The following is a 23,237-nucleotide window of genomic DNA, read 5'->3' as shown; positions in this document are numbered from 1 at the left end:
CTTATTAACAATGAGCGAGAATATTCTTCGCCTGTTCAAACAAGCGATTACGGGAAAACATCAGTTGCAGGCGGCCACCGCCCACCTGGTGCCACAGTACCGCAGAGCGGATACCGGCCAGTAAGATGGCGCGGACTTTGGCCTGAACCTGCGGGTTTTGTAAAATGGCCGGTGAACCGGTGACCTGAATGCGCGGACCGGCCGGGCTGACCACATCGACATAAATCGAGGCCAGGGAGCTGATCATCGTTTCAGATTCCAGCTCAAAATGCGCCAGCTGGCGGTCAAGCTGATCGATACGTTCACCGAGCTGATTCATGGCGGCTTTATTGGCGTACAGCTTGCGTTCAAGCACCATCAGGCTTAATGCGTAACGCGTTAACTCAGCGCCCGGCCCCTGACGGTTAGCGTTCAGCACACCCAGCAGCGTCTCCAGTCCCATCTTCAAATTGGCTTCATTATTACCGTAAACCGCCAGCGTTGACGCCGGATTCATCTCCAGCAGGCTGCGCAGTGACACTGACATTTCTTCCTGCGAGCATTGGCCTTCGTGTGCCAGTTGCTGAACCAGGCGCGCTGCCTGACAGATCCCCGCCAAAGCCAGCGTAATGTCGTAATAATTTTTAGCCACGTTTACTCCTGTAAGCGTTTTGAAACGATGAGACGCAGTGACAATGAAATAGCCCAAATTCATGGCGACAGATCATGCCATAAAACTGCCTCTAAACACAGTTCGGAATCAGTGCAGGGCATCACAGTCGGACAGAAATAAAGCGGGACGCCTGAAAGCGTCCCGTATTCAACGATATATTTACCGCGTATCAGGCCTGAAGCGGCAGGCGCTGTTCGATGATCCCGCCTCCCAGACAGATTTCACCCTGATAAAATACTGCAGACTGACCCGGCGTGACCGCCGCAACCGGTGCCTCGAAACGCACTTCGATACGGTCTTCACCGAGTGGCGTCACCACGCACGGAATATCTTCCTGGCGGTAACGGGTTTTCACGGTGCAGGTCAGCGGGGCGGTCAGCGTTTTGCGATCGACCCAATGCAGTTGTTGGGCAATCAGACCGACGTTCATCAGGCGCGGATGTTCGTGTCCTTGTGCGACGTAGAGAATGTTGTTCTCCACATCTTTTTCCACCGTGTACCACGGCTCTTCGCTGCCGTCTTTCTGGCCGCCGATGCCCAGACCTTTCCGCTGGCCGAGTGTGTGATACATCAGCCCCTGATGTTGTCCCATCACCTGGCCGTCCACGCTTTTAATCACGCCCGGTTGTGCCGGTAAATAGCGGCCAAGGAAGTCACGGAATTTACGCTCTCCGATAAAGCAAATGCCGGTAGAGTCTTTTTTCTTCGCAGTGATCAAATCCAGTTCTTCGGCGATACGACGAACTTCAGGTTTTTCCAGCTCACCGACCGGGAACAGGCTTTGTGCGACCTGCTCGTGACCGAGCGTGTAGAGGAAATAGCTCTGATCTTTGTTGCCATCAACGCCGCGTAGCAAATGGCTGACACCGTCGATATCCTGGCGGCGGACGTAGTGACCGGTCGCGATATAATCCGCGCCCAGATCTTCAGCTGCAAATTCCAGGAAGGCTTTGAATTTGATTTCTTTATTGCACAGGATATCCGGGTTTGGTGTGCGTCCGGCTTTATATTCCTCAAGGAATAATTCGAACACGTTGTCCCAGTACTCCGCCGCGAAATTCACGGTGTGCAGTTCAATACCCAGCTTGTCACAAACGGCTTGTGCATCCGCAAGGTCAGTGGCGGCTGTACAATATTCTTCGTCGTCATCCTCTTCCCAATTTTTCATGAAGAGGCCCTCAACCTGATAACCCTGCTGTTGCAGAAGGTACGCAGAGACAGAGGAATCGACACCGCCGGACATCCCGACGATCACTTTTTTCTGGCTGTTGTCAGACATAATAGTCCCGAAACACATGAATTAATTGCCCGGTACTGACGGTGTTTATTCTGATGCTTGACTCACGAGGATGAAGGCCGCGCGCATCCAAAACATCACAAAAAACCGAACACCACAGATACCGAACAGAGAGGAACTGCTTTACTAAGATTTCACGCGAGCTACATCGTGAAGCGCAAAATTTTATCACGTCAGGCCGGTTGCTGCATCGCTGATTAACCGCGTGGCAACAACCGGAAGAGGAGGGTTATTCCGGCAGATTGAAATTGTGCAGAATTTCCAGAGGATAACGCGGCGATTGCTGATAACAGCGAATGCTTTCGGCCACCAGCGGCGAGCGCAGTTGCGCAGAACCGATAATTTCCTCGGCAGTCACCCAGCGGCAGCGGTCAATATCAGCATCCTGCGGTGCGGTTTCCAACATTTCTGGCAGGTCAATCACAAAGGCGAAACGCAGAAACGGCGTGGCATCTGGTGCCTGCCACTGGTGCAAACCCAGGAAAAATTGTGGCTCCGCGCGGATCCCGGTTTCTTCATACAGCTCACGTTTTGCGGCGCTGACTAAGGTTTCATCGGCTTCGAGATGACCGGCAGGCTGATTCCAGGTGACTTTGCCGTGAATGGTTTCTTCGACAACCAGAAACTTTCCCTGTGCCTGAACGATGCAGGCGACAGTAACGTGCGGTTTAAACATGCGGAATTTCCTTCCATTGGCCGGGTTGTAAGTCGCCGAGGGTGAATTCGCCCATACTGAAGCGGATCAGGCGCAGCGTCGGGAATCCCACATGGGCCGTCATACGGCGTACCTGACGGTTTCTTCCCTCGTATAACGTGATTTTCAGCCACGAAGTCGGGATAGATTTGCGCTCGCGGATTGGCGGATTTCGCGCCCACAGCCATTCCGGCTCATCGACAATTTCCGCACCCGCAGGCAATGTCGGCCCGTCTTTCAGTGTGATGCCCTCGCGCAGTGATTTTACTGCGGCGTCATCCGGTTCGCCCTCGACCTGAACATAATAAACTTTGCCGGTGCGTTTGCCCGGCTGAGTCAGCGCAGCCTGCAGTTTGCCATCGTTAGTCAGCACCAGTAAACCTTCGCTGTCGCGATCCAGACGACCTGCGGCATAAACGTCTGTTAAAGAAATGTAATCTTTAAGCGTTGCCCGACCGGCCTCATCAGTGAATTGTGGCAGTACATCAAACGGTTTATTGAAAAGAATCACCTTTCCCGGCCCTTTTGGGGAAGATTGTTCTTTGGCAGGCCTTTTGCTGAAACGTTTAACGTTGTGATTTTTAAAAGATAGCGGGTTCATAGGCATTGAAGTTGGAGAGAATTAGCGCATTATACTTGAAAAATGTTTCGGATTGGCTAGCGAGAAATATTCGAGTAATATCGTTCGGCATCTTACAAATTTTTAACAAAAATGCGCTCGAAGGAGAGGTTAATGGAAAGCAAAGTAGTTGTTCCGGCTGAAGGTAAAAAGATTACAGTAGACGCTCAGGGTAAACTGGTCATTCCTAATAATCCTGTTATCCCATTTATCGAAGGTGATGGCATCGGTGTTGACGTAACGCCTGCCATGATCAAAGTCGTTGATGCGGCTGTTCAGAAAGCCTATAAAGGCGAGCGTAAAATCTCCTGGATGGAAATCTACACCGGCGAGAAATCCGTAGAACTGTACGGCAAGGACGTGTGGCTGCCAGAAGAAACTCTGGACCTGATCCGTGATTACCGTGTTGCTATCAAAGGCCCACTGACAACTCCGGTTGGCGGCGGCATTCGCTCCCTGAACGTGGCACTTCGCCAGCAACTCGACCTGTATATCTGTCTGCGTCCGGTTCGTTATTACACCGGCACTCCAAGCCCGGTTAAACGTCCTGAAGATACCGACATGGTTATTTTCCGTGAAAACTCCGAAGATATTTATGCGGGTATCGAGTGGAAAGCGGGTTCTGCTGAAGCAGATAAAGTGATCAAGTTCCTGCAAGACGAAATGGGCGTGAAGAAAATCCGTTTCCCACAAGATTGTGGTATCGGTATCAAACCTTGCTCCGAAGAAGGCACCAAACGTCTGGTTCGCGCTGCGATTGAATACACTATCACCAACGATCGTGATTCACTGACTCTGGTTCATAAAGGCAACATCATGAAGTTCACCGAAGGTGCCTTCAAAGATTGGGGCTACCAGCTGGCGCGCGAAGAGTTCGGCGGTGAGCTGATCGACGGCGGCCCGTGGGTGAAAATCAAGAACCCGAACAACGGCAAAGACATCATCATTAAAGACGTGATCGCGGATGCGTTCCTGCAACAAATCCTGCTGCGTCCTGCTGAATACGACGTTATCGCTTGTATGAACCTGAACGGTGACTACATCTCCGACGCCCTGGCGGCGCAGGTTGGCGGCATCGGTATCGCACCGGGCGCAAACATCGGTTCTGATTGCGCGCTGTTTGAAGCGACGCACGGTACTGCACCGAAATATGCCGGTCAGGACAAAGTGAACCCGGGTTCAATCATCCTGTCCGCAGAAATGATGCTGCGTCATATGGAATGGTTCGAAGCCGCAGACCTGATCGTCAAAGGCATGGAAGGCGCTATCGCTAACAAAACCGTGACTTACGATTTCGAACGTCTGATGGAAGGCGCTAAGCTGCGTAAATGTAGCGAGTTCGCCGACGACATGATCGCAAATATGTAATTGCGATATTGTTGAAGAATCAGCGGAGGCTTAATGCCTCCGTTTTTTTATGTCCGCGATTAACTGATAAATGTCTCTGAACAAGGGCAATGCTTACATAAAAAATTTCAATATCAATAATTTGAGTTAAGTCTGTTGATGCTAAGTACAATTTTTTGTTGGGGATTCAGACGGATAATAGTTTATTTTTTCGGCCTTATTGTGCATCGGGGGCAGCGGTGTTACATATGAGCCACTTTTTACCACAGGAATGACTTTTTGTTGCGCTCACTCCTCTCAAGCTCTCTGTTCCGTATTGATCTGCGACGCCTGATCCTGATTTTAGCCGTGATGAGCGCCTTTGTGACGCTCGCCAACAGCTTTTATGCCAGCTATCGTGTTCAGCGCCAGTTACTTATCGACAATACGCTCGAAGAGAACCGCGTTTACGCGACGAAACTGGCCGCCAGCACCGAACAGTTTCTAAAAAGTATGCAGAAACAGCTTGCCTATAGCAGTGTGATCGCGGCGAGAAATTTTGACGATCCTGCCGTTCTGCAATCTGAAACCGCGCGTCTGAAATACCAGACCGACAGTTTTAATTCTGTCGTGCTAACCAATGCACAAGGCAAAATCCTGGCGACGTCTCCTGACAGCCTGCAACTGGTCGGCCATATTCTTAAAACGCCGGGTGCGCTTGAAGCACTGAAAGAACGCCGGCCGCTGATCAGTAAACCTTATACCTCGGTCGCGCAGAATCTGGTAGTCGTGATTTCGACACCGATTTTTACCGCTGAAGGTAAATACCTCGGGTATATCGCAGGTACTATTTACCTGCGCCAGAAGAGCATTTTGAATGAGCTGCTTGGCGAGCATTATTATCGCGACGGTTCATATATTGCCGTACTGGATAAAGAGCGCCGTATTCTCTATCACCCTGATGTCTATCGCATCGGAGAAGTGGTGAAGCCCCGTCCGCTGACAGAGGCCGTCAGAAAAGAACCCAATGGCAGCCTGATGGTCACTAATCTGGCGGGTCAGAACATGCTGGCCGGTTATGCCGTTGTTCCTTCGTCAGGCTGGGAAATTATTACTCAGCGGCCGACTAATTCGACTCTTAAGCCACTGGAAGGGCTGATGGTCAAAGTACTGAAACATCTGACGCCGCTGGCGCTGTTGACGCTGCTTTGTGTCTGGCTGTTCTCCAGAATGATAGCCCGCCCGCTCTGGTTACTGGCGCGCAGTGCTAACGAAATGGATAAACCTGATATTTCCAGTAACATCCGTGAAATCCCTTCTTGGTATTTCGAGTCGAACCAGCTCAAACGTGCTTTGCTGATTGGCATTAATTTATTGCAGAAGAAAATCGGCAAACTTAAATTCGAAACGCAGACAGACCCGATGACGGGTCTGTTCAACCGGCGCGGGCTGGCGATAGCTCTGGAATCGGTAGTGCAAATGCGTCAGCAATTTTCTGCTATTACGTTGGATATCGACCACTTCAAGACGATCAATGATTCTTACGGGCATGACACCGGTGATGAAGTGATCAGAACACTGGCCGAGCAAATCCGGCATAATGCCCGTGAAAGTGACATTCTGTGCCGCGTGGGCGGGGAAGAGTTTCTGGTGTTGCTGCCTGACACGACGCTGGCAGAAGCAGAAATGATTGCTGAACGTCTGCGGCAGAATGTGGAAATATTGGTGCTGCCGGGGATCCGCCCGATTACGATTTCATTAGGTGTTTCTTACTGGAATCAGCAAATGGGCGAACCGGAGACGTCACTGAAACGGGCCGATGAGGCGTTATACAAAGCCAAGCAGGAAGGGCGTAACCGCGTGGTTGTCGTACCTGAATAACGTTTTGCTCAGTCAGGGCATTGTCTGCCCTGACCGAGTTATTTACCGGTAGCCGCTTGCTGTTTCTTTGCCTGAGCCGCCAGATGATGCCCGATGGCGCATCCAGCCACTGCCCCGATGACAGCGTGATGCTTCAGATGACCTGCAACTCCGCCGACTACCGCACCTTTCAGACAGCCTTCTGCCTGCGCCAGTGAACTGACCAAAAGCATGCCCGCCATTGCTACACCCAGAACTGTATTTTTCACCTGATCTCTCCCAAAACGAACAAATAATGCTGTGGCAGAAAATGTCACATCAGGTATCCGGCTGTCATTTTGCTATCTGTAAGCAGGTACTGCCGCTGTTACGCATCACGTGGTGAGAAGCCCGGCACAGCGGGTCGTTTGAGTTAAGCCGCGGTTACAACTGCGCAGGCGTTTAATGGCTCATTGAACAACGGTTTATATTGCCTGCCTGCAGCGGGCAACATCTACTTTCTTTAACTCTGCTAAACTTAACGTCAGTAACCGGCGAAGATCTTTCTACTTCTTCGCTGTCTCCGGTTATTTTCCACCCGTGAAGAAGGATGCCGCTATGACGCATCAAGAGCAATTGCAGGCCCTGATGGTTCGCATTGACGCGCTGGAACAACGTGAAAGACAACTGACTTATGCCTCCAATGCCTATCAGGCCATTCTGACGACCTTGCTGGGGATTGTGGACAAAACCACTCGTGATCGTGTTATCAGCATGGTTGATCAGGCGCATGATATGGCTTATGCCAAAGCCAGTCTGGAGCAGAAGGGAAACATTCTCGGCGCAGATGACATTACGCAGCGCATTTTCTTATTTGCTCAGGGGCGAGCGGCGCAATCTAAATAACGGCAGGCTGATGATGGATAAACGACTCGTTACCCGAAAAGGTTGCGGGGTTTTTGTTTGTCTTGAGATCAGGAGCGGCGATCAGCTTTAAGCAGATTAATCGCTGCACCGAGCAAGATACGGCGCTGGACGCCGGTCGCCGTGACCAGTTGTTCATCGAGATACCCAATCAGCGCATCGGCACTCAACGGCTCACCTCTGTGGCGCATCTGAATCACGCCATCACCGATAATACGTGCAACTTCGTCCCAAAGCGGTTGGATCTCACTTTCCGAGAATTTCATAACAGCTCCCGTTTGTGTGATTTACGTACAATCTATCATCTGAGTGGCGTGTGGCAAGTGGGTTAGCGGAAAGAAGGTGAGGGCGCAAGGGATTTGAAGTGCCTTTCCTTACGCAGTCAAACGCCGTAAGGAAAGGCAGGCAGCATTAGTGCTTAATTACGTACAAGTCTTTGGTGTAAATGTAATTAAGCAGGCTGTCGTTGAAACCACCCACATACGGTTTAACCAGACGTGCGCTGACATAGTGATACAGCGGAATTACTGGAGATTGTTCAGTCAGTACCTGCTCTGCCTGCTGATAGGCTTTGCCAACGTCGGCTTTATCCGTGGCTTTCAGGGCATCATTCAGTGCCTGATCATAGGCTGCATTACTGAACTTCGGCGTGTTCTCGCTGTTGCCTGTGCGCAGCGTATTCAGGAAAGTCGAAGGCTCGTTATAGTCAGCAATCCAGGCATAACGCACGACTTCATACGTCCCCTGATGCATGGTATCGAGCATTGTTTTCCATTCCTGATTCTGCAAAACAGCATCCACACCGAGATTCTTTTTCCACATTGACGCGGCGGCAATCGCAATGCGCTGATGCGATTCAGAAGTGTTGTACAGCAGATTGAATTTCAGCGGATGGTCCGGACCAAAACCGGCTTCGGTCAGCAGCTTTTTGGCTTCTGCGTTACGCTGTTCCTGCGTCAGGCTGGCTTCTTTTGGTTTAGCGAAAGTAAAACCCCCCGTGTTATCTGGCGATAAATGCCATGCCGGAGTTTGCCCCTGACCTAACACTTTATCGGCAATGATCGACTTATCAATGGCCAGATTCAGCGCTTTACGCACGCGGACATCGTTAAACGGCGGCTTTTGCGTGTTCATCGCATAGTAATAGACGGCGAGATAAGGGCTGACGTGAACCTGCGAGCCCAGCTCTTTTTTCAGCGAGGCAAACAGCGGAGAAGGTACGGTATAGGTGATGTCGATTTCACCGGCTTTATAGCGGTTAACATCCGCCGTGCCTGAAGCGATCGGCAAATACGTCACTTTGTTAATGACGGTATGCGAGTTGTCCCAGTAGTTCGGGTTGCGTACGGCGGTGATGCGCTCGTTGACCGTCCAGGTATCGAGCTTGAAAGGACCGCTGCTGACCAGATTTCCAGGTTGAGTCCACTTATCCCCGTATTTTTCAACATCTGCCTGGCTGATCGGCGAAAGGGAAGGGTGTGCCAGCATGCCGAGGAAGTACGAAAGCGGTTGGTCGAGAGTAATTTCCAGCGTTTGTTTATCCAGCGCTTTGATCCCTAACTGATCGGCGGGCTTTTTGCCGTCAATGATATCTGCGGCGTTCAGCACATGCATGCTGCCGAGATAGCTTTCATAAGGTGAGGCTGTTTTCGGGTCGATCAGGCGTTGCCAGCTGAAGACCACATCCTGCGCGGTAATCGGTGAGCCATCAGACCAGACAATGCCGGGACGTAAATGGAACACCCAGGTTTTGTTATCTTTGGTTTCCCAGCTACCAGCCAGCGAAGGCTGTGCATCCCCCTTGCTGTCGGTAGTGACTAATCCGGCAAACAAATCGCTGAGGATGTTGAACTCCACATCGCTTTCCACTTTATGCGGATCAAGAGAAGCGGGTTCACTGCCATTGTTGCGGGTAATTTCCTGTTTGGCCGCCAGCTCTACACCTGCGGGAACGTTCGCAGCGTAAGTGGTGTAAGAGGCCATAAAGGTGGTGGAGAGAAGAAGCGCGAGAGGTATTTTTTTAAAGCTTCCATAAGTTTTACGTATCGTCATTGCCATTTCCTGCCCTGTCAATATGGTTAAATATCAATGAGTAACAGGGTATTCATACCTTTGTTCGGTCACTTTAGCAATCTTTATGAGACTTTTGTTATTAATCTGTGAAAGGCAACACAGTGGATTAGAAATCAGCGTTTTCGTGCGCCGGGATCCAATAGCCATCAATAAAATCTTCGATAGGATAGCAGCCGGCCTGCCGTAAGCCCTGCTGATGCATTGCAACGGTGCATTGTTTCTGAGTATTAAAGGCATCTACCACCAGGTCTTCACATCCTCCGCCCAGATAACAAATGGTCAAAACTAGAGCGAACATAGCGCGTCTCCTTCTTTGTCATCAGATTAAGCATAGAACTAATGTGTCCGTAAAAAAATGTAATAGCGCGCGTTTGCTGCATATTTGTCCGGTGGAAAAGAGGGGGTAAGGGCAGAAATGGCAGAAAAGAGAATTTCCATAAAGGGCATGATATCCTCGCGACCATAATTTTTATGAATGACGTAATGGAAGGAGCAGCTCATGTCCGAATCTTTAAACAGAGAACAAGAAATCGAATCTGATCTGGTTGCATGCCAGCTGGTGATTAAGCAAATTCTGGATGTGATTGAAATTATTGCGCCAGCAGAAGTACGCGAAAAGATGTCCCATCAGCTGAAAAGCATTGATTTCAGCAAGCATCCGGCAGGTGCCGATCCGGTAACTAAACGTGCCATTGAAAAAGCGATTTCATTGATTGAACTGAAATTCACTAAGCACGACAGCTAAGAATTATTGTCATGCCCGTGCTAACGGGCATGACAAGCCAAAAAAGTGTCTTATTTATTATCGACCACTTCGCCGACTTTTTTGAAAATCGGACAGTTCGCGACACCAATGACTCCGCTGTCAGAATGAATGTACTGAGAGCTGACAATCCCTCTGGCCGTTAAGTACTGGCATTTCAGGCCTAATCCCGCTGCATTCTCGCTGCTTCCGACCGTCACGCCATATCCTGAAAAAAGAAAAATAGCGTAAATCACAGCCAGTACAATAATCGTCTTAACGATACCCATTCTGAAACTCCCTAAATATCTGCTCCTGAACAATTCAGGATATTGATCAGCCTAGTAGAAGTTATTTTTCAGTAAATGTCATTGCAGCAGATTCCTAATCAGAAAAGCCCTGAAGATGTCAAAAAAATTGGCCCCGTAGAAGGGGCCAATGCACTACTGAAGAGTCTTATCAGACAGTCAAATTACCAGCGGTATTTCATACCCAGGTTTGCTGCCCAAGGCTGATCAACATCGCTGCCGCCGAGGTAGTTAACGCCTGTGTAAACGGTGAAGTTTTTGTTCATGTCGAACTGACCCCCTAAACCTAGGCGGACAGCAGAACCATCAACGCCGTTATCGATACGATCACCGTTGATGTTTGCATCGTTGTTAGCATCTTCATACACATACGCCAGAGTTGCGTAAGGACTGAGTGCCTGATCTGCACCCAGATCGAAGGTATAACCCAGGTTCCCGCCCAACTCATAACGCATGCTGTCATAAGCCTGATCGCTAACATGCATGTTGTTGGTCATGCTGTAATCGTCATCGCCAATAAACACGCCAGTAATGCTTGCGTATGGAGTCAGATACGCCTGTGGAGCGAATTTCCAGTCGTAACCCAGTTTCAGACCAAAGCCCCATGCATCAGTAGTGCTGTCACCTGATACTTGCTGACCGTTGCTCATGGTGCTGTCAGTAGAGTTGCTGAAATGGCTGTAGCTCAGAGAAGAGTCAAAGAATGCGCCATTATTGAAGTTTAGGCTGGAGTAAACGCGTGCTGACTGGCTGTCAGTATCCGCATCCGCATCATCCATAGACAAGCTTGATTTGGCGAAGCTTGCTGCCATACCGACCAGCCACTGGCGTTCGCCACCCCCTTCGGTGACTTTATCCAGACCAACCATAATGCCATTAACGTCCTGATCGTAATCAATTACGCCGTTGTCACCATTTTGCTGACCGCCAAAGTAGTTAACCCACACACCACCTTTGTCATTGCCCTGGGTGTGACGTGAACTGTTCATGCGGTTTTCTAAGGTGTCTTGTTCCATATGCCAGGTTGCTGCATTGGAAGAAGGCAGGCTCAGGGCTGCATTGGCGGTAGAGGTAATGCCTTGTTTAGCCAGCACTACAGTATCGTCATATTGCTCAGCCTGATATTTATAGGCGCCCAGATCAGCGGTGTTAGCATGAGTAAATGTCGCATTGCCGCCGTAGATGCGGATCAGCTCTTTATTCTCATAATCAGCAACCTGGCCTTCGCCTGTCGCGTTATCAATACGTACCTGATAATTACCGTTAGTCACGCCATTGACGGACAGATGACCGTCAGAGTTGATACCGATGGTGCCCTGATCATAAACATAGTCGGCGGCAGTTTTGTCGCGCGCGTTGTTCATGTCAGAGTTAAGAACATATTCACGGCTACCGATATCGAAAGTACCGTTATCAGTCAGAACCATATTATGCGTATCAACCTGACCCAAACCTAAGTTCAGCTCGGAACCGTTGCCCACAACGATAGTGTTGGCATAAAGAGACGCAGTTTCTTCGGTCAATGATGCCTGACTGCCTGAGTTCAGGCTCAACACATCAGTTTTAACATCGCCGTGCGCGGCAATTTTCAGGGTTGATGCATTGGTCAGAGAAATGTGATCTGCCAGTAATCCTGACTCAACAACATTCACCTGAGAACGGTTATTGACGGTCAGATCATCAATGTTTGAAGATTTGGTCGTGTCCCACTCTGAACCGTTATTCAGCGCGACATTGAACAGACCGCTTTGATAAACATCATCGCCAACCAGGTAGCCATTGGTGCTGCTGAAAACAGAACCCGGCCAGATGCTGTTGGTGCTGCGGTTATACAGAGCTGAATCCATCTGAACATCTGAGGTGGCTGCGCCAACCCATTTGCTGCCATTGTCCAGTGTCAGGTTCAGTTCGTCTGTGTCATCCCAGCCATTGGTATCCAGCACACCATCGGCATTGCTGTCATAACCACCGACGTAATAGTTCTCGTCGAAAGTGCTGACAAAAGCAACGTCACCGGTAATGGTTGAATTATTGAATACGGCATTAGTTTTCATTGCGTTATCAGCTGTTGCACTTGCAACAACAGATAATGCAACGTCATCAGCCTGGGTACCTGCGGCGCTAATATTGCCGTAATCACTTGGCTTATCAGACTGGCCGTAGAAACCGGTGGTTTGCAATTCTGTGTAAGAACCAGAAGTCAGCGAGGAGTCATTAACTGTCAGGGTATTATCAAACGTATTACCGTTATTAACGTCAGTATCAGCCCACTCGTAGCCCTGGGTTAGCGCAATGCCAGCAACGTGAGAGTTGTTCTTAATAACGATGTCACTTTCCTGATCCAATGTCACCGCAACACCCATATCGTAGGTATTCAGGGTTTCATGATCACGCACTTTATTGGCATCAGTTACGTCGTAATCGAAGTGTTCGTAAGAATCGTTAATAGTGGAATTATCAATGGTCAGTTGCAAAGGTGACTGATCATAATCATTACGCGCATCGCCGCAATCGGTCGACATACACTCAGAAGTGATCATGCCGTTGACAGTGGTGTTGGTAATATTCAGCGTGTTGCTAGTGTTGTTATCAAAGCCCAGATAGTGAGTGGAAATAACGCCATTAACTATAGCGTTGTTGATTGAAGAGTAGATGTCTCCGCCAACGTAACCGTTATCTGCACCGTCATCATCTGCATATCCACGATAGCCGATATGACCCGCCAGAGCAGAGTCATGATAGAACGTGTCATATACGGTGCCAGATATATCAGCTGATATCGCCGCAGGTGCTGTTACTGCAACAGCGCAGGCCAGCGCTATTTTAGAAACGAAGAACTTTTTATTCCATGCATGCATTTATTAATCCCTCAACAAAAAATAGTCAGCATGAGTGAGCTGAAAATAATTCAGCTATTATGCTTTCATTTATATAACAGAAGAGACAGAAGAACTGTTCGACGGCGGGATGATATTTTAATGCATGGTTTAATTCAACAAGGAAGTTCCAGTGAAAGTTCATCAAATTTGAAAATTTATATTTAATAATTGCCGTGTTTTTAGTTTTGCATTTCTTTTAATATTTTAATGGTTGTTTTATAGTTTCTAAATAAATGTGTTTTATGGGTAAGCCGAACAGGCTGATTAATCCTGGTCTGATGCGAGCCAGGATGCGTGCTTTTAGGTCAGGCCGGTATTTATCATATTGGAATGATGTTGAGGTATGTTCTTTCATGAAGTTAATGGCTTCATCCGCTTTCTATTATTTCTTTATGTAATGTATTATTACAGGGTCTGCAAAATTCATTTTTAAGAAAATCGAAAGGGAGGTGTTGTTTTTAAAGGCAGAATGAATAATTGGTTTTATTTGACGCAGGTCAACTCTTGTCTGGTTGGTATATATTGATAAGGTGAATGCATTTTAATTTATGATTTACGTATGTGATTATTACAGGATGTTTGCCCGTTAAAAGCCGACGTTTTGTTATATCGTTGTTTAAGATTTTCATCGTAGTATGTGTGTCTGTTCATTCATCCGTTGGACGTCGCCTTGAGCCCTGATAGACGTTGTTTAAACCAAAAGAAACCTGCCCTCAAATTGAAAAAGCCTGTTTTCAATGTCAGGAAGATCGTGATGTTCGTCCTTTTCCTGCTCATCTGCATAGGTCTTTACCTGCTTGCGCTTAACAGCTATTGCGATCAGGGCGGGAACTTTGACCTGGGCGTTTGTGCGATCACTTCATTTATCCCTTTTTAGGGGATCTCTGCCAGAAATTCTGTCTGCCGCCAGCCCGGCAGTAAGAAAAGCCTGTTTTTTCGTTAATGGATTTGTGAATGACTTCCCTGATCAGCCGGTGATGGTAAGATGAAGGCTCTGAACATTCAGTGGTAGGGTAGTCAATGTTTGATTTCGCAATGGGCCAAAACAGCCTGGCTTCATTGGTGCTGTTCGCACTCTCAGCTTTGTTATTTTTGTTGGTATGGTTTTTTGTCAGCCGGGCCAGTGTCAGGGCAAATGAACACATCGCGTTGTTGCACGAGATAGCTGAGCAACAACGCCAGCAAACCGAGTTGCTTAAGGTTCTCGCTGCACAGGCACGAGGCAAAGCGCCCCCTGTTGAAGCAGAGGATGATTCTGCTCTCAGTCTGCGTGGTTTTATTCCTGAACGATAATTTTACATCGTAAACCCGCTTCGGCGGGTTTTTGCTTTTGTTACTCCTTCATAAATCTGTCTTATTCTTCCGGTAGTCTCCACGCATGTGCCCTGCTGGATGGATGAACTGATGATCAAATGGTCGGAAGAAAATGATAGCGAAGTAAACCACAACATTGCTTTACTGACGGGAGAGGAACCTGAGAAGTGGTATCCCTACGGCGGTATGAAGGGCAAAGATTATTGCAACAACCCCTCCGACGCGTGGCCGATTATTTGCGCCAACAAAATCAGCATCAATTTTAAAGAGTTGCAGAGCGATCCCCTCTGGCTGGCTGAGATAAGCAGTCCTCATGGCCAGTGGCAGGCGCAAAGCAAACGGCCTCTGCGTGCCGCTATGGTGTGTTTCCTGCTTAGTAAGACTTGCGCATAAGCAAAAGCGCAGAGATACTCAGATTGTGACAAAGTTTTGCAAAGAAGTGATTCGAATAAGCGTCGCATAAAGCGATGCGTATCAAGTGATTAATGTTTCCTCATTTTGACAGTTGTGTCTAAGGCGGAGTCCATTATGAAGCGCATCATTAAAGGTGATAAAACTCTTTCCCATCTGGTGGTTGCTCATGCAGCTATCGACAGTCATGAAAAAGCCTACGGCAAACGCCGGCAGGGCTGGCCTTCAACCTATCTCATTAAGTATAAAGATGCGCGTGTAGCGGTCGAAGTTGTCACCCGCAGACAATCCTATGTTGCAACCCTCATGATCGGCGCCAGAAATCTGACCAAACTTTGCGGTATGCCTGCCTGAAAATCAGGAATACATCACCGTAATCTCAAACCGTGTCGTTAAACCGACACGGTTTTGTTTTATACAGGCTTTCTCATCAGCTGGCGCCGGTAAACATTTCCCCGGCGGAAAGGGCGCTTCAGCAGCCCTGAAATCAGGCTAATCAGGTCAAGCACCAGCAACATTGTCCCGGTGATCGCCAGAACCATCAGCGTCAGAATGGCGAAGGCGATGACTTTCACTGAAGCAGGGACTTTGATACGGCGAAAACGTGAGCTTAGCCACAGGCGGCCATACTGGGTCTGAATCTGCATAATATGCGTCAGTCGCGCAGTGAATGAGCGCCGGCGTTGAGTGGTGTTCCTGGTCATAAATTTTCTCCTTTTTGAATGTCCTCAGTAAAACACACAGTTATTAAGATTTTCTTAACCGTTGATGGCTGCTGAATTGGCACATATTTTTTCACTTTCTCTCTGTAGTGTGATTAACAAATATGCTACTTAAAATGATGTGTTCACATTTTCGTTCAAACAGGAAAGCTTTCCCTTGGAGCCCTATGCCTGGTAAAAATCCCTATTACGATCCTTCAAAATCTCATCATACGCCTGACGGTTTCACCAATGTTGAACCGCAGAACCGCCAGGAGGGGGATTTCAAACGCTGGAGAAAGGAACGTAAAGCCCAGCGACTGCCTGCACCGCCAGAGAAAGGCTACGAACATTTCATCAGCCAGTGGTGGCAGACAGCTGATTTTAGCGGAACGGATGATCGTTTATGGTTTTTAGGTCACGCCTGTTTATTGCTGCGCGTGGCCGGACGTTACGTTCTTATGGATCCTGCGTTATCGGATCGCGCCTCGCCGCTGAGTTTCTACGGGCCTAAACGTAAAACGCCCGTTGCTGCACCGGTTGAAAAACTGCCACCTATTGACGTCGTGTTATTTTCCCATAATCACTATGACCATCTTGATCGCGCGACCGTGCGCAAGCTGTTGCGACGTTTCCCTGACGTGCAGTTTATGGTGCCTTTGGGCATGAAACCGTGGCTTGAGCGGCGCGGAGCGCGGTATATCGAAGAACTTGACTGGTGGCAGGAACATCAGTTTGGTGATCTGACTTTTTCAGCCGTGCCAGCGCGCCACTGGAGTATGCGGACATTTTGGGATCGCAATCAGTCCCTGTGGTGTGGCTGGGTCGTCAGAAACACTGATTTGCGCTTCTATTTTTCCGGGGACAGTGGTTATAGCAATCAGTTTGAACTGATCGGTCAGCGTCTAGGGCCATTCGATTTAGCCGCCATTCCCATCGGCGCCTATGCACCAAGATGGTTCATGAGCGCGCAGCATATGGATCCGCAGCAGGCTGTGACTGTCTTTTCGCAACTACGTTGTCAGAAAGCCGTGCCAATTCACTGGGGGGTTTTTGAATTAGCTGATGATTCTCTCGATCAACCCTTAAACGAATTAGCGCAGGCGATATCTCAAAGTGACTCGCCAGAAATGGAATTCAAACCCTTAAAAATCGGCGCAAGCATTTCTAAAGATTGAATATCATTTGCCCGTTGCAGAGGGATTTTAAAGTGCAATTTGGTAGTTATTAAATGAGAAGTATTATCAATCATCGTGATGTTTTTATGATGGCTTACAAAATGAATGGGTTACTGATTTGTTAATTAATATCCATGGAAGGATAATGCTCCCACTGTCAGATATTTTGCGGATGAAATAATTATTCGTATCGATAAGCGCAAAACTGCCGTTGGTGGCGTGTAATCCCTGAGATTGCTTAAGATACAGTGCATTGTGCTGATTAGGTTGCCGTAAAGTCCTCGCCAGTCATGCTGTCGCAGTGACGATTGCGCGCCCGTTTTCCGAGAGCATGATAATGATGATTTGAGATTCCGATCACGGTATTTAATATTATATTTTCATAACGATATTTTTTATATGAATAAGTGAGTTTTAAAAGTTTGCGCAAGTGTTATACCGATTTAACCAACTCGCAAACTTTAATTCATTATAATGTCAAAAATGAGATGACAAGAAAACTGTATTAGGAGGGGGAGGGGTTTAGAATTGAATCTCCGAAGGGGGTGAGTGATTTTATGTATTATCGGGTACATGCCTAAGGCGCACAGTTAAGGTGCATTTATTGTAGTCTGCGTTTTGTTTTGCACCATTTTATCCTTCCCTGGCGTAATTGATTATTGCATAACCAGTCATATTGTCTGGCTATGTTTTAAACCGGTTGCCCGTTCTGTTGCACAAGTGTGCACCTGGCCCGACAGACCCGCTGTCACCCGAACGTGACCTGACCCGGGGTGTTGCTTTTCCGCGCCTTATCAGGCCATCAGCAAAAGGTTTTGGCCGATCTTGACAATAAAAATTCAAATAAAGGTGTGTTTTACGCTTACGGTTCTGCATTAAATGATCAATAATCAAAAACAGGTCGTTATTGTTTTGTTTGATATGCAGGTGAAACTGCAAAGCAGAAAAAAGCATGTCTATCAACATATTTCAGCATAACTGAACACGAAGTGCCTTTAACCGGCTCAAATATGTGCGACATGTCCATCACTGATTAAAAATGGCTTGCCATCGAATTCAGAGTATGTGATAACGCATCTGGGTAAAACGAGGTACAGTTCTGTATATGTGTGGCATTTTCAGTATAGAAGTTCTGAGTAAAGACGTTCACGTTGAATACCGCTTCTCTGCCGATTTTAATCTTAGTGCCTCAAGCAGTAACGACTCTAGTTTGTCTATGTAACGCCTACGGGCGGTTTAAACAATCCAAAGGAAATACTCAAGATGGCAAAGATCAAAGGTCAAGTTAAGTGGTTCAACGAGTCTAAAGGTTTCGGTTTCATTACTCCTGCTGACGGCAGCAAAGATGTGTTCGTACACTTCTCTGCAATCCAGGGTAACGGCTTCAAAACTCTGGCTGAAGGCCAGAACGTAGAGTTCGAAATCCAAGACGGCCAGAAAGGCCCGTCAGCAGTTAACGTAACTGCAATCTAAGCAGCGTCAGCTGTAAAAAAACCCGCCAAGGCGGGTTTTTTTGTGTCTGTTTTCAGCATGTTGAGCTGTTATTGCCAGCTCACTTTACCGCAAGATCATAATGCCAGATTGCTGATTTCGCCCGCTGATGCCCGGATGTGAAGGGTCTTTTGCCCGCTGATGACTGTTACGCCGGAAGCTGGTGTATTTGAATGCTGTCCCCTCCGTTGCACTCCCTGCCGTTGTACAAATCGTGCAACTGCCAGCGTGGTCAATTCCTGCAAATCCCAAAGCCTGTAGTTTAGCCTCTGCAATCGCAGCCAGATCAAGGTGACGATGACGCGGCGAAATCAGGGCCGGGGGGAAGTCGAGTTGTTGCATAAATGTATCCACAAGTTCCTGACTGACTTCGTAACAGCAAGCCTGCGCTGCAGGACCGATGGCCACAACCCAGTCACGAGTATCACCCGACTGATTAATCCGTTGCGCCATTTTCTCCAGAATACCGTCGATAAGTCCCCGCCAGCCAGCGTGAACCGCGGCCACTTCCTTGCCATCTTTGCGGCAAAAAATCACCGGCAGGCAGTCCGCGGTAAAGACGGCCAGAAGAATACCGGGCACGGAGGTGATAAATCCGTCCGCTTCGCCACAATCTTGTCCGGGCTGGGCCACATCCACAATCCGGGTGCCATGAACCTGTTTCTTTTCCGGTCGTGTGGCTTCAAAGGCTTTCAGATGAGCAGGCAGCAAGGATTCTTTATCGCCGAAGCCATGTAAAATGCCGGGGATATGGCTGAGTAAAACTGAGCTGTCACTCATCTCGTCTCTCGGTCAGAAAAATGATATCGCTTCAGTGTAGCTGCCTTTTATGCGGATTTTCCAGCAGTTGCAACCTCAGTGCGCCTTCTTTAGACTTACCTCTATTGCGAACTTTCGCCTCCTCAGACTTTCCTTGCAGGTTTTCTCCATGACGTATCAGTGCCCGCTTTGTTTCCAGCCGCTTACGCTGACAGGTCAGCAATGGCATTGCCCGGCCAATCATCAGTTTGATCATGCCAAAGAGGGTTACGTGAATCTGATGCCCGTACAGCACAAACGCTCAAAGCAACCAGGTGACAGTCCGGAAATGATGATTTCCCGTCGTGCATTTCTTGATGCCGGTCATTATCAGCCTTTACGGGACCGTTTGTCGGATATCCTCGATGAAGTCATTCCGGAGGATGCCCAGGCATTACTGGATATCGGCTGCGGGGAAGGGTATTACACTGCAGCTATCGCAGAACGATTAATACAGCGTCGTACGCTGAAAGTCTTTGGCCTGGATGTGGCTAAAGTGGCTATCCGTTATGCCGGCAAACGCTATCACGATGTGTCTTTTTGCGTGGCGTCCAGCCACCGCTTGCCCTTTGCAGACAGCTCTCTGGATGCGGTCATTCGCATTTATGCGCCGTGTAAGGCTCAGGAGCTTTACCGGGCCATTAAACCCGGGGGTTTGGTGGTGACTGTGGCGCCTGGACCGCGTCACTTATATCAGCTGAAAGGGCTGATTTATCAGGATGTACAATTGCATGCCGATCTGGATGAACAACTGGACGGCTTTGAGCGGATCAGCACCGAGGCACTGGCGTACAACATGAGCCTTTCGGGCGCACAGGCATTTGATTTGTTGCAGATGACGCCTTTTGCATGGCGGGCAACAGAGGAAGTGATGGCTGACTTAAAAGCTCAGACGGCCTTTGAGTGTGAAACAGATTTTCTCATCAGAATACATCAGCGCGTCTTAGCTTAAATAGCCCAGATGCTCGAGCAGGATATTCAGTCCAGTTCCGATCAGCACCACGCCCCCTAAAACTTCGGCCCACTTGCCTAAAAGCGGGCCGATAAAGCGTCCGACCATAATTCCTAACGTGGACATCAGCAGGGTTGCCATACCGATAAAGAGTGCGGTCTGGATGATGTTCACTTCCAGTAACGCTAATCCTACGCCAATTGCCAGCGCATCCAGACTTGTGCCAACCGCTGTGGCTGCCAGGATCCAGAAACTATGGTGTGTTGCGGTTGTAAGAGCATCATCCGGTTTATCTTTCAGCCCTTCAACAATCATTCGTGTGCCAAGAATGGACAGCAGAATAAAGGCGAGCCAATGACTCCATTGCATGATGTATTGACTGGCAAATAAGCCCAGCCACCAGCCAATTAGCGGTGTAATTGCTTCTATTACACCGAAAATCAGGCCAGTACGGAGGGCTTCACGCAGGCAAGGGCGATGAAGGGCAGCACCTTTACCAATGGATACGGCAAAGGCGTCCATCGACATGCCAAATGCCAGAATAAGCGTTGCGGATAAGTTCACGAGTATACTCCCCAAAGAACGGCGCAACCTTATCATGATATTTTTATGCAGGACAACACCAAATAAATAAGGGTTTTTATATCCGGGAATAAATTAATGTTATTGCAGATAAAAGGGGTTTTGAATGTAGGGGTAAATAACAATCAGGTTAGTGTGGGAATATTAGCATTAAGCTTAAGCATTAAAGCCATAAATATACCTATGGCTATAAATGATAGTCTTGAGATTACTTCCAGGTTATTGATTTTCAACCATTAACTTGTATATCCTTTCCAGATCGTCAAGTTCATAAACGCGGATTAATAACTTTTTCTGTTCTAATTCAAATACCAATACACCATCTTCTGAAAGGTTCATGCTACGGATCCTGTCATAGGTAATGAAGGTATTGGCAAAATAAAAACCCTTCGGTTTGAACAGCATTTTTGGCCAGCGGATGAACGAGAGATAGAAAGCAATAAGGCCAAGACCAATTAACAGATAATTCGTTACGACAGTACCATTAGCATGGATATTGTTATAAAGCAGGATCGCCAGCAGACCGATGAAAATAATGGAATCCAGTTTATTGCGGCGTCTTAGATTCACACGCAGGCGCGTTTCACCATTTTTAGTTCCCATGATGAACTCATCGTAGATGGCGTAGGCCAGCAACAGGAGGATGAAGAGCGCGAGGACAATATCGGTAACAGACATGAAAACTCCAGCTTACGGCCACAAAAGGCAAATCAAAAACAGCAAAATCAGGTCATAAAAAAACCGGGGGAATGATCCCCCGGTTTAGCGGTTATCAGAGACCTAACAGGCCAATCCAGTAACCGAAGATACCGATGGCGAAGAAGCCAACGATGATCCACAAGGCATTAACTTTCTTACGCAGCAGCCACATACAACCGAAGGTCAGCAGTAATGGCACCAGGCCTGGCATCAGCTGATCCAGAATCGTCTGGACAGTCGTGACCGTGGTATGGCCTGTCTGGTCGGTGATTTTTGATACCACCAGCGGAATGTTAACGTGCGTCCATTTGTTAACCAGAGCCCCCATGACAAAGAGGCCGAGAATTGACGCCCCCTCGGTCAGTTTCTGCAGGAAGCCGCCGCCCATATCGTTAACGATATCGACACCTTTTTTGTAGCCATAAGACACACCGTAGTAGCGGGTCAGCAGACGTACAAGGTTAAACAGAATGAAGAACAGCAACGGCCCCAGCAGGCTACCGGTCATCGCGATACCCGCACCCAGTGCAGCAAACACCGGACGAACAGTACCCCAGAAGATCGGGTCACCCACACCGGCCAGAGGCCCCATCAGACCGACTTTCAGGCCGTTGATGGCTGCGTCGTCGATAGGTGCGCCGTTGGCACGCTGTTCTTCCATCGCCAGCGTAACACCCAGTACAGGGGCCGCAACGTAAGGATGGGTGTTAAAGAATTCCAGGTGGCGTTTGATAGCCGCTTTGCGATCGTCGTTATTTTCAGGGTAGAGACGACGGATGGCAGGCACCATACAGAAGCAGAAGCCCAGAGCCTGCATACGTTCGAAGTTCCATGACCCCTGGAAAAGGTTGGAGCGCATAAACACACCGCGAATATCGCTGGCCGTGAGTTTTTTAACTGCAGTTTGATCAACCATGTCCTTCACCCTTAATCCAATTCGTTGTCGAGATCGTTAACACCCGGTGCAGCCGCTGCCTGCGCAGACTTGTTGTATTTCGGGCTCAACTGGATGTAAAGAACAGCCATCACCACACCAATCACACCCAGTGCAACCAGGTTGAAGTTGGTGAATGCGGCAGTAACGAAACCAAGGTAGAAGAATGGCATCAGGTAGCCAGCACGCATCATGTTGATAACCATGGCGTAACCAACCACAACGATCATACCACCAGCAATGTTCAGACCATTGGTGACCACTTCAGGGATTGAAGCCAGCAGGTCATGAACAATCGCAGTACCCACAGACACAGCAACAATCACCGCAGGAATTGCGATACGCATTGCCTGCAGGATCAGCGCGGAAACGTGGATCCAGGTAATGGCGTTCAGGTTACCTTTCTCAGCCGCTTTATCCGCTGCGTGCTGGAAGGCAACAGTGATAGTACGAACGATAATGGTTAATACCTGACCGGCAGCCGCCAGCGGGATAGCCAGTGCGATACCGGCACCGACAGACTGTCCGCCTGCGATAACCAGAATGGTAGAGATGATTGAGGCGAGGGCGGCATCCGGCGCAACAGCCGCACCGATGTTCATCCAGCCAAGTGCAATCATTTCCAACGTACCGCCGATGATGATCCCGGTTTTAACATCACCAAGAACAAAACCGATCAAAGTACAGGCAACTAACGGGCGGTGAAACTGAAATTCATCCAGGATCGAACCCATCCCGGCAATACATGCAACAATAAATATCAGCACAATTTGTAGTGTGGTGATCTCCATTGCACTTCTCCTATGACCAAAGGACGCTGAGTA

The 23,237-nt window shown here is 48.5% G+C and carries 28 protein-coding genes; 12 read left to right on the top strand and 16 right to left on the bottom strand.

Features of this window, described 5'->3' with window-relative positions; all coding sequences use genetic code 11:
• Positions 1 to 4: 4 nt before the first annotated feature.
• From hflD to rluE, 4 genes are all read right to left on the bottom strand, one after another.
• A complete protein-coding gene (hflD, locus tag UC15_RS22495) occupies positions 5 to 631 on the bottom strand; it encodes a high frequency lysogenization protein HflD (RefSeq protein ID WP_112291091.1) in 627 nt (208 codons plus the stop codon).
• Positions 632 to 821: 190 nt separating this feature from the next.
• On the bottom strand, positions 822 to 1,931 hold the full coding sequence (gene mnmA, locus UC15_RS22490; protein WP_112291090.1) for a tRNA 2-thiouridine(34) synthase MnmA: 1,110 nt from the start codon (positions 1,929 to 1,931) through the stop codon (positions 822 to 824).
• Between the two features lie 247 nt (positions 1,932 to 2,178).
• Complete coding sequence (locus UC15_RS22485) at positions 2,179 to 2,625, bottom strand: NUDIX hydrolase (RefSeq protein WP_112291088.1); 447 nt, start codon at positions 2,623 to 2,625, stop codon at positions 2,179 to 2,181.
• Positions 2,618 to 3,244 carry a 23S rRNA pseudouridine(2457) synthase RluE gene (rluE, locus tag UC15_RS22480; RefSeq protein ID WP_112291087.1) on the bottom strand — a complete coding sequence of 209 codons (627 nt, stop codon included), beginning with the start codon at positions 3,242 to 3,244 and terminating at the stop codon, positions 2,618 to 2,620. The genes UC15_RS22485 and rluE overlap by 8 nt, the downstream gene beginning before the upstream one ends.
• Before the next feature lie 132 nt (positions 3,245 to 3,376).
• On the opposite strand from rluE, the gene icd reads away from it, so the two are divergent.
• A complete protein-coding gene (icd, locus tag UC15_RS22475) occupies positions 3,377 to 4,630 on the top strand; it encodes an NADP-dependent isocitrate dehydrogenase (RefSeq protein WP_112291085.1) in 1,254 nt (417 codons plus the stop codon).
• Between the two features lie 258 nt (positions 4,631 to 4,888).
• Positions 4,889 to 6,469: a sensor domain-containing diguanylate cyclase gene (locus UC15_RS22470; protein WP_232829967.1), complete on the top strand. Its 1,581-nt coding sequence runs from the start codon at positions 4,889 to 4,891 to the stop codon at positions 6,467 to 6,469.
• A gap of 38 nt (positions 6,470 to 6,507) precedes the next feature.
• Here the strand turns inward: UC15_RS22470 and UC15_RS22465 are convergent, their stop codons facing one another.
• Entirely contained in the window at positions 6,508 to 6,717 is a 210-nt protein-coding gene (locus UC15_RS22465; RefSeq protein ID WP_112291229.1) for a hypothetical protein, read from the bottom strand.
• Positions 6,718 to 7,045: 328 nt separating this feature from the next.
• Between UC15_RS22465 and UC15_RS22460 the strand changes: the two genes are divergently transcribed.
• Positions 7,046 to 7,333, top strand: a complete 288-nt coding sequence (locus UC15_RS22460; RefSeq protein ID WP_112291083.1) for a hypothetical protein — start codon at positions 7,046 to 7,048, stop codon at positions 7,331 to 7,333.
• 68 nt (positions 7,334 to 7,401) lie between these two features.
• Here UC15_RS22460 and UC15_RS22455 read toward each other — a convergent pair whose 3' ends face one another.
• From UC15_RS22455 to UC15_RS22445, 3 genes are all read right to left on the bottom strand, one after another.
• Positions 7,402 to 7,617 (bottom strand): hypothetical protein, encoded by a 216-nt coding sequence (locus tag UC15_RS22455; protein ID WP_112291082.1) that lies wholly within the window; start codon positions 7,615 to 7,617, stop codon positions 7,402 to 7,404.
• 145 nt (positions 7,618 to 7,762) lie between these two features.
• Entirely contained in the window at positions 7,763 to 9,403 is a 1,641-nt protein-coding gene (locus UC15_RS22450) for an ABC transporter substrate-binding protein (RefSeq protein WP_112291080.1), read from the bottom strand.
• 127 nt (positions 9,404 to 9,530) lie between these two features.
• Positions 9,531 to 9,722 carry a YebW family protein gene (locus UC15_RS22445; protein WP_095921376.1) on the bottom strand — a complete coding sequence of 64 codons (192 nt, stop codon included), beginning with the start codon at positions 9,720 to 9,722 and terminating at the stop codon, positions 9,531 to 9,533.
• 201 nt (positions 9,723 to 9,923) lie between these two features.
• Between UC15_RS22445 and UC15_RS22440 the strand changes: the two genes are divergently transcribed.
• The gene (locus UC15_RS22440; RefSeq protein ID WP_015697897.1) at positions 9,924 to 10,169 is read left to right on the top strand and encodes a DUF2766 family protein; all 246 of its coding nucleotides are present in this window, start codon (positions 9,924 to 9,926) and stop codon (positions 10,167 to 10,169) included.
• 50 nt (positions 10,170 to 10,219) lie between these two features.
• Here UC15_RS22440 and UC15_RS22435 read toward each other — a convergent pair whose 3' ends face one another.
• Positions 10,220 to 10,456, bottom strand: coding sequence for a YobH family protein (locus tag UC15_RS22435; RefSeq protein WP_112291078.1), 237 nt, complete (start codon positions 10,454 to 10,456; stop codon positions 10,220 to 10,222).
• 182 nt (positions 10,457 to 10,638) lie between these two features.
• Positions 10,639 to 13,332 (bottom strand): autotransporter outer membrane beta-barrel domain-containing protein, encoded by a 2,694-nt coding sequence (locus UC15_RS22430; protein ID WP_112291077.1) that lies wholly within the window; start codon positions 13,330 to 13,332, stop codon positions 10,639 to 10,641.
• A 775-nt stretch (positions 13,333 to 14,107) separates the two neighbouring features.
• Here UC15_RS22430 and mgrB point away from each other — a divergent pair.
• From mgrB to UC15_RS22410, 4 genes are all read left to right on the top strand, one after another.
• The gene (gene mgrB / locus UC15_RS26200; RefSeq protein WP_162940700.1) at positions 14,108 to 14,230 is read left to right on the top strand and encodes a PhoP/PhoQ regulator MgrB; all 123 of its coding nucleotides are present in this window, start codon (positions 14,108 to 14,110) and stop codon (positions 14,228 to 14,230) included.
• Between the two features lie 143 nt (positions 14,231 to 14,373).
• Complete coding sequence (locus UC15_RS22420) at positions 14,374 to 14,646, top strand: YebO family protein (protein ID WP_112291074.1); 273 nt, start codon at positions 14,374 to 14,376, stop codon at positions 14,644 to 14,646.
• Positions 14,647 to 14,757: 111 nt separating this feature from the next.
• Positions 14,758 to 15,060, top strand: coding sequence for a phage protein NinX family protein (locus UC15_RS22415; RefSeq protein ID WP_112291072.1), 303 nt, complete (start codon positions 14,758 to 14,760; stop codon positions 15,058 to 15,060).
• A gap of 135 nt (positions 15,061 to 15,195) precedes the next feature.
• Positions 15,196 to 15,432: a DUF4060 family protein gene (locus UC15_RS22410; RefSeq protein ID WP_013576199.1), complete on the top strand. Its 237-nt coding sequence runs from the start codon at positions 15,196 to 15,198 to the stop codon at positions 15,430 to 15,432.
• Between the two features lie 59 nt (positions 15,433 to 15,491).
• Here the strand turns inward: UC15_RS22410 and UC15_RS22405 are convergent, their stop codons facing one another.
• On the bottom strand, positions 15,492 to 15,782 hold the full coding sequence (locus UC15_RS22405) for a hypothetical protein (protein WP_112291070.1): 291 nt from the start codon (positions 15,780 to 15,782) through the stop codon (positions 15,492 to 15,494).
• Between the two features lie 185 nt (positions 15,783 to 15,967).
• Between UC15_RS22405 and UC15_RS22400 the strand changes: the two genes are divergently transcribed.
• From UC15_RS22400 to cspE, 3 genes are all read left to right on the top strand, one after another.
• Positions 15,968 to 16,957 carry an MBL fold metallo-hydrolase gene (locus UC15_RS22400; protein WP_112291069.1) on the top strand — a complete coding sequence of 330 codons (990 nt, stop codon included), beginning with the start codon at positions 15,968 to 15,970 and terminating at the stop codon, positions 16,955 to 16,957.
• Between the two features lie 1,105 nt (positions 16,958 to 18,062).
• Positions 18,063 to 18,179, top strand: coding sequence for a DUF2627 domain-containing protein (locus tag UC15_RS22395; protein ID WP_072010221.1), 117 nt, complete (start codon positions 18,063 to 18,065; stop codon positions 18,177 to 18,179).
• Positions 18,180 to 18,220: 41 nt separating this feature from the next.
• Positions 18,221 to 18,430, top strand: coding sequence for a transcription antiterminator/RNA stability regulator CspE (gene cspE, locus UC15_RS22390; RefSeq protein WP_002221949.1), 210 nt, complete (start codon positions 18,221 to 18,223; stop codon positions 18,428 to 18,430).
• Positions 18,431 to 18,514: 84 nt separating this feature from the next.
• Here cspE and pgeF read toward each other — a convergent pair whose 3' ends face one another.
• On the bottom strand, positions 18,515 to 19,228 hold the full coding sequence (gene pgeF / locus UC15_RS22385) for a peptidoglycan editing factor PgeF (RefSeq protein WP_112291067.1): 714 nt from the start codon (positions 19,226 to 19,228) through the stop codon (positions 18,515 to 18,517).
• A 148-nt stretch (positions 19,229 to 19,376) separates the two neighbouring features.
• On the opposite strand from pgeF, the gene rlmA reads away from it, so the two are divergent.
• Entirely contained in the window at positions 19,377 to 20,198 is an 822-nt protein-coding gene (gene rlmA, locus UC15_RS22380; RefSeq protein WP_112291065.1) for a 23S rRNA (guanine(745)-N(1))-methyltransferase, read from the top strand.
• Here the strand turns inward: rlmA and mntP are convergent.
• The 4 genes from mntP to UC15_RS22360 form a co-directional block, all read right to left on the bottom strand.
• Positions 20,190 to 20,762, bottom strand: coding sequence for a manganese efflux pump MntP (gene mntP / locus UC15_RS22375; protein ID WP_112291063.1), 573 nt, complete (start codon positions 20,760 to 20,762; stop codon positions 20,190 to 20,192). The two genes, rlmA and mntP, sit on opposite strands and share 9 nt — an antisense overlap.
• Before the next feature lie 237 nt (positions 20,763 to 20,999).
• Entirely contained in the window at positions 21,000 to 21,458 is a 459-nt protein-coding gene (locus UC15_RS22370) for a DUF986 family protein (RefSeq protein WP_112291062.1), read from the bottom strand.
• 94 nt (positions 21,459 to 21,552) lie between these two features.
• The gene (locus UC15_RS22365; protein ID WP_112291060.1) at positions 21,553 to 22,395 is read right to left on the bottom strand and encodes a PTS mannose transporter subunit IID; all 843 of its coding nucleotides are present in this window, start codon (positions 22,393 to 22,395) and stop codon (positions 21,553 to 21,555) included.
• A gap of 11 nt (positions 22,396 to 22,406) precedes the next feature.
• On the bottom strand, positions 22,407 to 23,204 hold the full coding sequence (locus UC15_RS22360; RefSeq protein ID WP_112291058.1) for a PTS mannose/fructose/sorbose transporter subunit IIC: 798 nt from the start codon (positions 23,202 to 23,204) through the stop codon (positions 22,407 to 22,409).
• Between the last annotated feature and the right edge of the window lie 33 nt (positions 23,205 to 23,237).

Source organism: Rahnella sp. AN3-3W3, assembly GCF_003263545.1.
Classification (GTDB): Bacteria; Pseudomonadota; Gammaproteobacteria; order Enterobacterales; family Enterobacteriaceae; genus Rahnella; species Rahnella variigena.
Note: the sequence above shows the minus strand (reverse complement) of the source record. Positions and strands in the feature narration are given on the sequence as shown.